General features: G+C 44.1%; 2 protein-coding genes. Both read left to right on the top strand.

Annotated elements, in window-relative coordinates:
* Window positions 1–46: 46 nt before the first annotated feature.
* Window positions 47–8,755 carry a type I polyketide synthase gene (locus tag ACXN9U_RS07325; protein WP_489202373.1) on the top strand — a complete coding sequence of 2,903 codons (8,709 nt, stop codon included), beginning with the start codon at window positions 47–49 and terminating at the stop codon, window positions 8,753–8,755.
* Entirely contained in the window at window positions 8,748–15,752 is a 7,005-nt protein-coding gene (locus tag ACXN9U_RS07320; RefSeq protein WP_489202372.1) for an SDR family NAD(P)-dependent oxidoreductase, read from the top strand. The genes ACXN9U_RS07325 and ACXN9U_RS07320 overlap by 8 nt, the downstream gene beginning before the upstream one ends.
* Window positions 15,753–15,766 lie beyond the last annotated feature (14 nt).

Below are 15,766 nucleotides of genomic sequence, written 5' to 3'. Positions count from 1 at the left end.
TTATCATTTTGCGGCAGTGCCATTTGTAAAGGGGATGAAGATTTTTATGAAAGAAGCCCGTCATATTAGAAAAAAAGTACTTTCTGACATAGAAAGCGGCATCATTTCTTTGGAAGAAGGAGTAAAGCGGATACAGCAGCTTGGTTCTCATTCCGCAGGGGGTAACGGACAGGCGATATATTATCAGATGGTCTGGCAGCGGACAGATCTCAGCATTCATGTAAAAGGCGGCCGACGTGAGGGCAGCCTTTTATTATTTGATAAAAGTGAAGATGTGAGTAAAGAACTTGCTGCATTGCATGATACAAGGGTTATTTTGGTTAAGCCGGGGAAAGAGTTTCGAAAAATCGGGGACGGTGTATTTGAAATCGATCCCCGTTCTGAAAGAGATTACATAAACCTGTTAGGATGGCTTATAGAAGAAGAGAAGTCAGATATACGGGAAGCGGTGCATTTGTGGTCAGACATGCCGTTTGAAAAGACAGAGAGAGCGATTCGTGAACAATGCGACAGCGGAGTCTATTCTTTGTTTTTACTACAACAGGCGCTCTTCAAAAATAACTGCCGCAAACCGATCAAGCTGTTATATGGATATTTTTCGCATCTTTCTGGAGAACAGCCTCTTTACGCGGCGGCAAGCGGATTTTTGCGGACATTGCAGCTGGAAAATCCGTTAATCTCAGCAAAAAGCATTGAAATGGAGCAGTCAATAGCAGCCGTTCACGCAGCTGATATCATACGCAATGAGCTGAGTGATTTCCAGCCTTCAGATGTAGAGATCCGTTATAAAGACATGCAGCGTTATGTCAAACAGCTCAAAACGTATGAACCCGAAAAAAATTCCGGAAGCGGAGATGTGCCGCTGAGAGAAAATGGAGTATATATTATCGCAGGAGGCGCGGGCGGATTAGGATTTACTTTTGCAGAATATTTGGCTTTTCAAACAAAATGCTGCCTTGTTTTAACGGGGAGGTCTCCGCTCTCAGACCATATAAGAAGACAGCTGAGACGATTGGAGGATGCCGGTTCTTCAGCTGTTTATGTTCAGGCTGATATTACCAATAAGGAAGAAGCCGAATATGTAGTCAAAAAAGCCAAAACTTCTTATGGAAAAGTAAACGGGGTCATTCAGGGCGCGGGAATCATCCGTGACTCTTTCCTTCTTAACAAGTCACGAGAGGAATTCGATCAGGTAATCAGACCGAAAGTATTGGGTACGATGTGGCTGAATGATGCTGTTGAGAAAGAAAATCCTGACTTTTTCATTTGCTTCTCCTCTACTTCCGCAGTGTTGGGAAATGTCGGGCAATCTGATTACGCGTTCGGAAACAGTTATATGGATCATTTCATGAATATGCGTTCTGCCCAGGATTCTGATACGATTTCTCTCTCTCTGAACTGGCCGCTGTGGAAAGAAGTCGGCATGCAAGTGGATGAGCGAACGGTAGAGACAATGAAAAAGGCGGGTTTTTATCCTTTAGAAAAAGAAGAAGGTAAAGAAGCGTTTGCAGTCGCATTGTCCTCCGGTTTTTCGCAATTTACTGTATTTTACGGAGATGAGCAAATTGACAATCATGTTCATCAATTATATGAACGAAAAGACAGCATTCAGGCAGATGAAGGAACAGGGAGAAATATCGAATCATTTGATTCAGAGAAACTGACAGCTGAAACATCTGATTTCATCATAAAAATGATTGCTGCAGAATTCAGGATGCCTGCGGACAAAATAGATGCAGAAGAGGCACTGGAAAAATACGGACTTGATTCCGTTATGATTATCAATATTACGAATGAGCTTGAAAAACATTTCGGCGCGCTCTCAAAAACGCTGTTATTCGAATATCAGACTGCGGCAGAATTGTCACAGTATTTCGTTGAGGAGCACAGGGATACTCTTCTTCATAAACTCCGGTTGGGAGAAAACGGGAGCAGCACCCCATCTCAGAAGAAAAAAGATAATAAACAGACAGCAGATGTTAACGGGAAACAGAAAATCCAGATGAAAAATCAGGTGCAGCAGGAGAAGTATCATGATAATGATATCGCGATTATCGGTATCAGCGGACGTTACCCGATGGCAAATGATCTTGATACTCTGTGGAAAAACTTATTGAACGGTAAAGACTGTATAACTGAGATACCTAAGGATCGGTGGGATTCGGGGCTGCACTATCAGCCCGCAGCAGGCGATGAAGTAAAAAACCAAAGCAAATGGGGGGGATTTATTGACGATGTGTATCATTTTGATCCGTTGTTCTTTAATATTTCTCCTGCCGAAGCTGAATTAATTGATCCGCAGGAGAGACTGTTTTTAGAGACGGTTTGGCACACCATAGAAGATGCGGGGTACGCAAAGAAAACGCTTGAAAGAAAAAACGTCGGTGTTTTTGCAGGGGTTATGTACGGCCAATATCAGCTGTACAGTGTCGGTCACGAAGCGGCCGTTTCTTCCTCGTATGCATCAATCGCCAACCGGGTATCCTACTTCTTTAATTTCAGCGGGCCAAGTATTGCTTTGGACACGATGTGTTCCTCATCATTAACGGCTGTTCATTTTGCCTGTGAAAGTTTAATCAGGAATGAATGTGAAATTGCAATTGCAGGAGGCGTCAATTTATCCATTCATCCTCATAAATATGAACTTCTGACCCAAGGCGGATTTTTATCCAGTGATGGCCGGTGCAGAAGCTTCGGTTCCGGAGGAGACGGCTATGTGCCGGGAGAAGGGACAGGTGCCGTGCTGCTGAAACCTGTAAAAAAGGCTATTGCGGACGGTGATCAGATTTATTCAGTTATTAAGGCAACAGCCATCAACCACGGTGCTAAGACGAATGGATATACCGTACCGAATCCCAAAGCTCAAAGTGAGGTCATTACGAGAGCCTTAAAAAAAGGGTTAATTGATCCAAAAAGCATCAGCTATATAGAAGCTCACGGAACAGGCACCGCGTTAGGAGATCCGATTGAAATCACCGGTCTGACCAGAGCATTTTCAGGTGCCGAACGCGATAAGAAAACATGCGCGATCGGGTCGATTAAATCAAATATCGGACATCTTGAGGCTGCTGCAGGCATAGCGGGCATTACGAAAGTTATTCTTCAAATGAAACATAAAACGATTGTTCCGTCACTGACTCATTCTGCTGAATTGAATGAAAATATACCGTTTCAAAAAACACCTTTTTATGTACCGGACAGTGCCGAAAAATGGGAGTCATCCGTTCCCAGGCGTGCCGGAATCAGTTCTTTCGGGGCAGGAGGAGCTAATGCCCATGTTATTTTAGAAGAATTTGCGGATGAAGCTATCTCTCCTCTCGCGGCTGAAGAACCTGAACAGCTTTTATTTGTTTTTTCTGCAAAAAATGCCGACAGGCTGGAAGAATATGCAAAACGCGCAAAAGAACATATAGCAGCCAGAGATTATCCATTAGAAATACTTAGAAATACAGCATTTACTTTACAAACCGGGAGAGAAGAAATGCCGCACAGATTGGCTGTTATCGCCTCCACAAGAGAGGAATTGCTTAAAAGACTGACAGGCTATACTCTCGGAAACGCGATGGATCATATTTTTACAAGCGGCAAAGACACAACAGAAGCTCAAAGGATGAACAAAGCTGAAATTGAAGAAGCAGCCGCAAACAGAGATCTTTTGAAGATTGCTGAATACTGGGTTGCCGGTAACGGAGTAGATTGGCCGTCACTTTATAAAGATGCCACTCTGAGACGGGTATCAGCACCCGGATATCCATTTGCCAAAGAGCTGTGCAGAATAGATGCGCAAAATATTGGAAGCCGCCGGATGAACGTTAATAACGATCTGCATCCTTACATTTCATGCAATATATCTGATTTTAAAGCACAGAAGTTTCTTATCAATGTAAGCGATACTGGTTTATATATAAAAACAAAGTATCAAGACAAGGAAATGTTTCCGTTTCTCAGCCAGATTGAAATGGCGAGAGCTGCCGGAGCGATGGCTTCAGGGAATCCGATTATTAAATTAACAGAGCTCTCCTTTAGAGAACCGATGTTACAAAGCGGAAGCAATGAGCAGATCCGGATTGTATTAACCCCGGATAATCAGGGTGCATCGTATTCTATAGAAAAACAGAGCGACTCATCCATTTATTCCTCAGGGCGGCTCGAATTAGAAGGCGGGGCGTACGAGAACGGAAATATTCATCTTGAGCCGTTTCTGTCTCAGCGCGCAGAACGCATACCGTACGAAGCGTTTTATCAGCGGCTTGCCGAATTCGGATACAGCTGCAGTGACAGTCTGAAAGCGGCAGAGCAATGTGTCAGCAGGAACGGACAGGTACTTTTAAAGATAAAAGCAAAGGCCGGGCCGAAAGGGTGCATAATCAAACCGGAAGTTATTGAGAGCGTATATCAAGCCGTCATATACCTTGCGGGGGAAAATGCCGGAGAGCTCCCGGAAAATATTAAAGAATGTACGATTTTTGATCATGAGACTGAACCCGTTTATGTATATGCAAAACAAACTGGAGAAACCGATTCGGCTTATGATGTGTATGTATTAGACAATGCCGGCGGGATTTTGATGGAACTGAGCGGGCTGGTTTTTGGCGAAAAGCCTAATAAAAATGCACGTTTTTATGAGCATAAGTGGGATCAAAAAAACCCTCTGATTGAAATCAAAGATAGGGAGCCAAAAACAATTCTGGTCTTTGCAAAAGATGAAGCACTGGCTGGAGCTCTGAAAAATCAATCAGACAGCCGTGTCATTCTCGTCACGCCGGATCAGCGGCAGACCGATCAAAATCTGCTGACATTCTGTGTAAACCCGGAAGTGACGTCAGATTACATTCGTTTATTCGAAGAATTAGAGAAAAAGGGGTTTGCTCCTGATGTCATCTTACACACGGGAGAAACATTTTACGCGGGTGACCACCTTCTCAGCGGCCTGGAATCAATTTTTTATTTATTAAAAGCTCTGAGCGCCCGCAGTGATGCCTCTCTTTATCTTCATTCTCTGCTTCTTGTTCACTCTTTTAAAGAAGGCGTGAATGATCCGTATACGGGCGCTCTTGCAGGCTGTTTAAAAACGGAAAATATGTTGGTGCCATCCGCAGAGAATGTGAAGTCAATCGGTTTTTCAGAACGTATATCAATTGAAAAAATGGCTGAATTTTGTCTTAACGAAATGGTTTCAGGCATGGAACGGCAGGCGGAAGAAGTTAAATATATAAATGACAAGAGGTATGTTAAGACATTAAAGGAGTATGTATTCAATCATACAGAGCACTCTCATCAGCTGAAACAGAAAGGGGTTTACCTCATAACGGGCGGTTTAGGCGGTCTGGGCCTGATTTTCGCAAAATATTTAGCCTCTCAGTATCAAGCAAAATTAGTATTGACGGGAAGGTCACCGTTAACAGCTGATAAACGCCATAACATTGACCGGCTGCAGGCACTTGGAGGAGATGCTGTATATTATCAAGCTGATGCCGCAGATCAAAAGACGATGGGACGGGTCATAGAAGAAACGAAACGGACTTGGGGCTCCATTCAAGGTGTTATTCATTCAGCTGGTCATGCCGATGATCGGTTATTTACAGAGATGAATCTGACTGATTTTTCAGAAGGCATGACTGCTAAAATTGAAGGAACGGTATGCTTAGATGAATTAACGAAAGATGAGCCGCTTGATTTCTTTATCGTATTTTCTTCTATTTCTTCGGTCTTCGGAGATTTTGGACAGGTTAATTATGCGTTGGGCAATTATTTTCAAGATCAATATATAAATTGGAGATCCGAACAGAGCCGCCGGCAAGAGAGACAAGGCAAGAGCATTTCGATTAACTGGCCGTTGTGGCGTAAAGGCGGAATGCATTTAAACAAAGAAGCGGAAGAAGCTTATCTTTCCGCATCCGGGTTTGACTATTTGGAAACGGAAGAAGGGATAGCGGCTTTTGAGACGATTTTGGCAAATGACTGTCCGCAAATTTCGGTTGTTACCGGGGATGCCGGAACAACACCAGCAAAAAAAGATCTGCCGCATCAAAAAGTAAATACGCTTCCGGTTCGTCAAGAGGAAATTTCTTATACAGCACCGGTGTCTGCAGACAATGTCCTGGAAGAACTGAAGCAAATGGTATCGGAATTATTGAAAATTAACATTGAACAGCTGAATATGGCAGAGAATTTCGGCAATCTCGGCTTTGATTCTATCAGTTTGAAAACATTAGCCGTCCGACTGAATAAAAAATACAAGCTTAAGCTGACACCTGCCGTTTTCTTTACTTACAGCCATATAAAATCTCTTTCAGAATTTCTAAACAGTGAACTGCGTACTGTTGCAAAGGGGAATACAGATGCAGAAAAAAACATTTCTGAAAAAAGGAAAGTAGTGCACGCTGGGAAAACCACCGGGAAAAACGTGAAGCCGCCGCGAAGTTTTCCGTTTGAAAAAAAGACAACAAGACAGGCTGACCATCATCCAGAGAAGCCGCCAGTTGCTATTATCGGGATGAGTTGTGTTTTTCCGGGAGCAAAAAATGCAGATGAGTTTTGGATCAATTTAATCAATGAAAAAGATTTGATTCAGGAAATTCCCCCGGATCGCTGGGATTGGAAAAAATACGCCGAAGGCAAAGGAAGCAGCGAAGTACATTCGAAATGGGGCGGCTTTATCACAGATGCCGATAAATTCGATGAGGCATTTTTCAATATTAATCCGCGGGAAGCAGAACTCATGGATCCTCAGCACAGAATTTATTTGCAGGAAACCTGGAAAGCGATAGAAGATGCGGGCTACAAAGCTTCAAAGCTGTCTGGCAAAAATATCGGGGTGTTTACGGGCATTCAATTTAATGATTACCGCCAGCTGCTGATGAGGCATTCGGACGGGGCGCATGCGTTTGCGGGAACCGGAAACAGTCAGGCGCTCATCAGCAACCGTGTATCCCACTATTTTAATTTCAGAGGTCCGAGTGAGTCCATTGATACAGCCTGCTCAAGCAGTCTTGTAGCAATCCACAGAGCTGTGCGCTCGATTCAAAATGGTGAAAGTGAGCTGGCGGTAGCAGGCGGGGTTTCGCTGCTCTTAGATCCAGTCACGCATATGTATACTGATAAACTCGGTATTTTGTCTAGGGACGGCCGGTGTAAGACGTTTGATAAACTTGCCGACGGTTATGTCCGCGGTGAAGGTGCAGCTGTTCTGTTATTGAAACCATTGCAAGCGGCAATGAATGACAGAGACAATATTTACGGAGTCCTGAGAGGAACCGGAGAAAATCACGGAGGAAGATCTGCTTCATTGACCGCGCCGAACCCGGAAGCTCAGGCAGAACTGTTAACGTCTGTTTACAAAAATGCCGATATTCCTGTTGATACGATATCTTATATTGAAGCACACGGAACCGGGACAGAACTGGGAGATCCGATTGAGATTGAAGGCTTGAAAAAAGCGTTTGGATCTTTTGAGCCGCATTCAGGAAAGAATCATGATCAATATTGCGGCATCGGTTCAGTAAAAACGAATATCGGTCATTTAGAGCCCGCCTCTGGAATGCCGGGGCTGATTAAAGTATTACTATCCATGAAGTATAAAACACTGCCTGCCACACTACATGTCAAGGAACTGAACCCTTACATTCAATTAAGCGGAACGCCGTTTCATATTGTCAATAAAACAATGAAGTGGGCCAGATTAATAGATCGAAAAGGAAATGAAATTCCGCGCCGTGCCGGAGTCAGTTCCTTTGGATTCGGCGGGGCAAATGCTCATGTCATCGTGGAAGAATTTGAATACGGACAAGATAAAGCAGTAACTGCCGAGCGGGAACAAATCATTGTTCTATCGGCCAAAACAAAGGAAAGGCTGATGGTTAAAGCCAAAGAGTTAACAACGTTTTTACATGAAGAACTATCAGTTCAATTCAGTCAGCAAGAGGTGCAGGAACGTGATTTGCAAGAGGCGGTTCGGGAAGCGGCAGCGGGTATCCTGCGTTTAGATACCGCAGATATAGATGCAAAGATACCTCTTTCTGAATTCGGATTTGATCCGTTGGCTTATTCCGAACTAATCTCTTATATAAACCAAATGTACGGCACAGAAATATCACTAGACATATTTCAGGAATTAATGACCCTGAGCGAGCTGTGCCGCTATATCAGCAGCGTCCGGAATCGATCAGCTGATAAACCGCATAACGGCAATTTTAGAGAAAAGTCCGGAATCGGTCTTGAAGAAATAGCATATACGCTGCAAACCGGAAGGGAACCATTTGAATGCCGCCTTGCGATTACTTGCTCGAATACCGGAGATCTTCTTGAAAAATTAAACGGTTACATCCGGGGGAGCAGGCTGCAAGGTGTTTATGAAGGAAATGTAACGGATTTTGATAGTCTGTACGCTCCTTTATTCGGCGGCCCCGAAGGTCATGCATATGTTCAATCACTGATTCAGCAAAACAAGCCGGCCAAACTGGCTCAGTTGTGGACGATCGGTTGTGAAATCAGCTGGGAAGACTTGTATGAGGAGGAACTCAAACCGGTTAAACTGTCTCTTCCTCTTTATCCTTTCAGCAAGAACAGGCATTGGATTCATTTAAATAAAGATGAAGCGCAGAAGGCTGAGGCTTTCTCGGGTACTGAGCTTCACAACTCAAATAAAGATGCAGCAGATGGAACAATCATGTCGCTTCTTGAAAAAGCACAAACAGGTGAGATGAATACGAAAGAGACGTCAGAGCTGATAGAGGAGTTGCTTTTCCATGAATGAAAAAACGATGCAAATTGAGCAAATCGTGAAAAAGGTGAAAGAATGCAGCCTGACGCCTGAAGAAGGGCTGGAATTAATTAAGAGCTTGGGGAAAACCCATCTATATGAAATGGTATGGGATAGACATGAATTTAAAGGCAGTGAAAAATTCCCGCATACGAAAGAGCCAATTTTATTTTTTTGCGAAGACGACAGCATGTATACCGTAATGAAGAGGCAGCTTGAAGGCTATGAGGCACCTTTCATTTACGTGACTTCCGGCGAGCGTTTCGAAGATTGCCGGAACGGTCGTTTTACAATGAACTTTGCAAAAGATGAGGATTATGATGCGTTATGCGGGGTTCTGCGTTCTCAAAATATAAGACCCCGTCATATTATTCATTTTTTGGCTGCCGGGCTCTTCAAAAATACAGAAGATGCAATGAGAAAGCAGCTCAATAAAAGTCTGTATTCCTTGTTTCACATGTTTCAGGCCTTCATGGCGAACAAACTTTGTCCGAAAGCAGAAATTTTGTACCTGTATGAAAATACCGAGGGCGAGGTTCAGCCGATTTATAACGCGGTTGAAAGTTTTCTTAAGACCGTACAGACCGAAAATCCGAATTTCACATGTAAGGCTGCAGAGCTGAAATCAATGTTTGACGAGCCGTTTACAAAGCAGCATGTTGCAGATGTCATCTCTTTTGAATGGAACAATCAATGTAAGACGAACCACGTTACCTGTTATGAGCCGAGGCATTATTATAAAAGGCAGCTTCAAAGAGTAAAAAAAGAAGATGGGGAGAAACATAGTTTCAGTGTAAAAAAGAACGGTGTGTATTTAATTACGGGAGGAGCCGGCGGTCTCGGGTACCTGTTTGCGGAATATCTGGCGAAACAGGCAGAAGTCAAGCTGATATTAACCGGGCGTTCCCCGGCCTCCCGTGAAACGGCGCAAAAATTGAGCGCTCTTGAAAATCTTGGCGCTGAAGCCTTATATGTCCCGGCAGATATTTCAAAGGAAAAAGAGACGGCCGCGTTAATGAAGCACATTAAGCAGACATTCGGAGAATTAAACGGAATTTTGCACAGCGCCGGACTTGTTAAAGATGCATTTATCATAAAAAAAACTAAAGAAAGCATAGAAGAAGTTATAGCGCCTAAAGTATTCGGAACCGTTTGGCTGGATAAAGCAGCTGAAGAAGAGCCTCTTGATTTCTTCGTTATGTTTTCGTCCCTTTCGGCCGTTCTGCCTAATGCGGGTCAAAGCGACTACGCCTTCGCTAACGGATGTATGGACGGATTCACCCAGTATCGAAGCATTAAAGGACGTCCCGGGAAAACACTTTCTATTAATTGGCCGTTATGGGATGCGGGGAATATGACAGTCGGGCCGGGAGAGCTGCAGGCTTTAAGACATGCAGGGCTGGAACTTTTATCCGCTCAAGCCGGGCTTGCCGCTTTTCAGGACAGTATGAGCCGCTCTGCTTCTCAGCTGGCTGTTATCAGCGGAGACAAAGATAGAGTAAATGAATTACTCTCAACGGATCATAAAGAAATAGAGACTGTGCCTGGAAACAACAGTAATCTGCTGCAATTAAATGAAAAAGATCTGAAAAAGCAAACGATCCGTCTTTTGACAGAGATCGTCGGTGCGGAAACGGGAAGACCGGCGGACAGTATTTTACCCGAGGAAACGTTTGACTGTTACGGAATTGATTCTCTAACGATTTTAGGTCTTAACTCCCGTCTGGAAAAATATTTTGGAAGAGTGTCTAAGACTCTTTTCTTTGAATACAGCAGTGTTGAAGAGCTGTCAGAGTATTTTCTTGAACACTATCATCATGAGTTGAAGAAGGTGTTTTTACCGGCAGCCGAACAGCGAATTGATCATTCGGCGCCGGCGAAACGAGAGAAGCTTTCCGTTTCCCGCATACCATCCGCACCTTCCGAGGAAGATATTGCAATTATCGGTATATCCGGCCGCTACCCGATGGCGAAGGATGTGGAACAGTTTTGGGAAAATATTTCTTCCGGAAAAGATTGTATAACGGAAATACCGAAAGAGCGCTGGGATTTTCGGAAATATTATCACACAGGTGACAATGCCCGTCATGACAGCAAATGGGGGGGGTTTATAAAAGACGCTGATAAATTCGATCCGCTGTTCTTCTCAATTTCGCCCCGTGATGCCGAGTTAATTGATCCTCAGGAACGGTTATTTTTAGAGACAGCGTGGCACACGTTTGAAGATGCGGGTTACACAAAGAAAAAGTTGAAACGGCATAAGACAGGTGTATTTGTCGGTGTCACCTACAGCCACTATCAGTTATTTGCAGCCGGTGCTTCAGATGATGAGGAACGTCAGGCGCTCCTGTCTTCTTATTCGTCTATCGCAAACCGGGTATCATATTTCTTTGACCTGCATGGACCCAGCCTTGCAATTGATACAATGTGTTCTTCTTCACTTTCTGCTGTTCATTTTGCATGTGAAAGTTTAAAAAGGGGAGAATCCACCCTCGCCATAGCCGGAGGAGTGAATTTATCCTTACACCCGGATAAATATACTTTGCTTTCACAAAATCATTTTGTTTCAAGCGATGGGCGCTGCAGAAGCTTTGGAGCGGGAGGAGACGGATATGTGCCGGGAGAAGGAGTCGGGGCCGTTCTTTTGAAACCGCTTTCTGCCGCAAAGGCTGACGGGGACAGGATTTACGGTGTGATTAAGGGAACATCTGTAAATCACGGCGGAAAAACAAACGGATACACTGTGCCAAATCCGGGCGAGCAGGCAAACGTCATCAGTGAAACTCTTGATAAGGCGGGGATTGATGCAGACAGCATAAGTTATATTGAAGCGCATGGCACTGGAACATCTTTGGGAGACCCGATTGAAATTTCAGGTTTAATCAAAGCTTTGCACAGCTCGAAAAGCGATTATCGTTGTGCAATTGGTTCGGTTAAGTCAAATATCGGACACCTAGAGGCTGCGGCGGGAATTGCTTCTATCACAAAAGTGCTGATGCAAATGAAATATAAACAGCTTGCTCCTTCCCTTCATTCCGGTAACTTAAATCCTAATATTGATTTTGAGGAAACACCGTTTTACGTGCAGTCTGAACTGACCGATTGGGAGACGCCGCAAAATCAAGCCAGAAGGTCAGGCATCAGTTCTTTCGGCGCTGGAGGATCTAATGCCCACATTATCATCGAAGAGTATAAGAATGAAGAAAAGATGGAAACGGTACAGAGCAACAAGACGCAAATTATTCTGCTTTCTGCTAAAAATGAAGAACGGCTCAGACTCTTGATTGATGCATATATAAAAGAACTGGAGCCAAAAACGTCACTAGCTGATGCTGCGTACACTTCGCAGACCGGGAGAAACGCTATGGAAGAGCGGCTCGCTGTTGAGGTTAGCAGCATTGACGATCTTCGCAATAAGCTGACGATGTATTTGCGGTCAGATCAGAAGGTAAACGGTTTATATAGGGGAAAGGCCCGCCGAGGCGCTGGTCAAAAGAATGCCCTGTCAGCCGCTCACTTTAAAAGTGCAAGAGAAATGGCCATTCACTGGGTGAACGGAGGAGACGTTGAATGGGAAGAGATGTACACTGCGGAATTACCGAAGCTTATCTCTCTTCCTGTATATCCTTTTGAACGGAACAGATATTGGGTGCCTGCCGCAAAAGCAGCACAGAAAGAGAAAAAAACAGGTGTACCGCAAAGTCTGCCCCATGCACCGATTGACTTATCATTTGATGTATTAAAAAAATCATGGAAAAAACAAAAGGCTGCGCCTTCCGCTTTTATGAAAGGACAGGTGATGATCCTGGCTAATAGTGAAAGTGAGCGGCTTGCATTCAAATTGTTTGATTCAGATCCTCTGATTGAATCCGCTGTCATTTGCGCAGATAACTGGGATCCTTCGGATGGGGAAGCCAAAAAAACGGCTCTAGCAGTCATAGAAGAAAATCCGGAAATCATCGGCATAATTGACCTGTCAGATTTGCGGAGTGATCAAAACGGGGCACGCACCGGCACAATCGGGAAGCTGACACTGCTGCAGGAAATCATAAAGACACGTAAACAGCTTTTCGTTTTACATGTGACCAGAGGGCTGCAGACATTTCTGAATGACAAGCCGTCGTTAGCCGGAGCCGAAACAGCCGGACTATATAAAATGCTGAGTGCGGAGTATCAAAAGATAAAATCAAAAACAATAGATGTAGACGGGCATGTCGGGACTGCGGCGGAATTGAGACAGGTAATCACAGATGAAGCTTGTGCTGACGGGCTGTATAGTGAAATCTGCTACCGGAACGGTGAACGTTATATTCCATACGTCGAGAAATTACATGCAGCGGAAATAAACCGGAAACTATCCGGCCTGCCGGTATGCCGTACGGATCAAACCCTGGTTATTACAGGGGGAACAAGAGGGATCGGGGCAGAACTTGCCAGACATTATGCCGGAAAGGGAGTCAAAAAACTTGTGTTGATGGGAGTAACCGACCTTCCGGAATCTGATAAAATAGCCGGCATGTTAAAAGACACCGATGAAAAGTCACCTCTTTATTCGAAATTACAACTGCTGCATGAGTTGGATCAAAAGGGAGTTCAGGTGGAAGTGTATTCCGGGCCGCTCACGGAAAAAGAAAAATTACAACGCTTCTTTTCAGAGGTGAGACTGAAGTTCGGCAAAATCGGCGGGGTCATTCATTGCGCTGGTGCAGCCAATCATTCGAATCCGGCTTTTATTCATAAATCTGATCAAGAAATAAGAGAAGTATTTGAGCCAAAGGTGCAAGGGATGCAGGTACTCCATGACATTTTTATTGATGACAAACTTGATTTCTTCATTTTGTTTTCATCTGTTGCGAGCGCCTTTCCTTTATTAGGCGCCGGAACAAGTGACTATGCCGCAGCGAACGCTTTTATGGATTACTTTGCGGCGTATCAGCATGCAGCCGGCAGAACATATTATCAATCAATTAACTGGCCGAGCTGGAGGGACATTGGGATGGGCGAGGTGACAAGTCCATCATATCAGGCACTTGGTTTACTTTCACACTCAACAGAAACAGGTATTGCCATGCTGGATGAAATGATGACGATAAACGGATACCCCTGCCTTATACCGGCAAAGACACATCCGGAGAAATTCAAGCTGGAGCAGCTGCTTCAGACAAGAATTCAAGCTGCTAAAAATAACCCGGATGCTGAAGAAAAAGAGATCTCTGGTCAGGGAGACAATGAAGCTATGATCAGGAAGTTAATGGAGATTTTTTCCGCGGAGCTGAAAATACCTTACGAGAATTTAGATCAGGATACGTCTTTTGCGGATTACGGAGTTGATTCAATCTTACTGGTTCAGCTTGTCAAAAAAGCGGAAGATGCATTTCAAATAAAAATTGAACCATCAGCTTTTCTGGAGTATCCGAGTTTTTTACAACTGGGCGTCTATTTAAACGAATTATTTGCAAGTGAGGGGATCAGTCCTCAAATTGATTCAGAAAACATTGAGATTCGGAAAAAAGAGCAACATATAAATCAAAATGCTTCCGAAGTACGGGACAGCGGATCTCAAATACAACAAACCAGTCTGAACCAAATCGCTATTATCGGAATGGGCTGTGAGTTTCCGGATGCTCCGGACACAGAAACGTTCTGGAGAAATTTGAAGAAAGGACAAAATAGTGTCCGCGAAGTCCCGGCGTCGCGATGGGTTATTTCTTCATACTACTCTGACACCTATGAAAAGGGAAAAAGTATCAGTAAGTGGGGCGGATTTCTTCAAGATATTGAGTCTTTCGATCCCGCGTTTTTTAATATGAACAAAAGTGAGGCATCAGAGCTTGATCCGTTAATCAAAAAATGCCTTGAGGTCAGCGTCCAGACATTGAGAGACGGCGGCTATACAAAAGAAGAAGTATCAAACAAAGAAGTCGGCGTCTTCATCGGTTCGCGGACCGGGACGTTTATGTCCAAAATAGGTTCCCCTTCAAAAAATACGATCGTGGGTATAGGACAAAATTTCATAGGTGCGCATATCTCACACTTTTTTAATCTGAAAGGACCGAATCTGGTTGTAGACACGGCTTGTTCTTCTTCATTGGTCAGCGTCCATCTCGCTTGTCAAAGCCTGATGTCAAAAGAGTCAGATATGGCGATTGCGGGCGGGGTTGACATTTTGCTGGATCAAAAGCCTTACGTCATGCTGAGTGAGGCTCGGGCGCTTTCACCTGAAGGAAAGTGTCATACATTTGATGAGAAGGCAGATGGATTTGTACCGGGAGAGGGATGCGGCGCAGTCCTTTTGAAAAGACTTGATGACGCCCTTGCCGAAGGTGACAGAATTTACGCGGTAATTGACTCATCCGCGGTTAATAATGACGGACAGACAATGGGAATGACAACACCTAATCCGAAAGCGCAAAGCGCAGTGATAAAAAAAGCCCTGAAAAAAGGCGGAATTGATGCAGATACTCTCAGTTATGTCGAGACGCATGGCACCGGTACGATGATAGGAGATCCGATTGAATTAAAAGCGCTGACAGAAGTGTTCCGGGAGGTTACGGAAGAAACGCAATTTTGCGGAGTGGGCAGCGTAAAAACGAATTTCGGACATTTAATGAGTGCAGCGGGGATAGCGAGTATTATAAAGGTTGCCTTATCCATAAAAAATCAGATGCTCCCGCCGACATTACATTGTAAAACGCCAAATCCGCGTTTTAAATTTGATCAGTCGCCATTCTTTCCGAACACGTCTTTAAAAGAATGGTGTCCCAGAAAAGGGGTTTTGCGAGCCGGAATCAGCTCTTTTGGATTCGGGGGCACGAACGCACATATGATATTAAGCGACAGCCATCTCATATTAGGATATGGAGAGACAAAAAGACACCCGCTTTCTCCGATTATATTCAATAAGGAACAATGCTGGATCGACAATGGAGAAACTCCAGAAAAGGAAGAGTCAGAATTGCTGATTCCTTTACTTGATTTCAAAGAATTATAAAGAAAAGAAAAGGA

The sequence above is a fragment of the Bacillus sp. BACIII genome (genome assembly GCF_057836745.1).
The sequence above is the reverse complement of the archived record's forward strand: the minus strand, read 5'-3'. Positions and strand labels throughout refer to the sequence as shown.

Bases quoted from the DNA above. Each gene is read 5' to 3' on its own strand.
- ACXN9U_RS07325 (WP_489202373.1), top strand. From the start codon at position 47: ATGAAAGAAGCCCGTCATATTAGAAAAAAAGTACTTTCTGACATAGAA.
- ACXN9U_RS07320 (WP_489202372.1), top strand. From the start codon at position 8,748: ATGAATGAAAAAACGATGCAAATTGAGCAAATCGTGAAAAAGGTGAAA.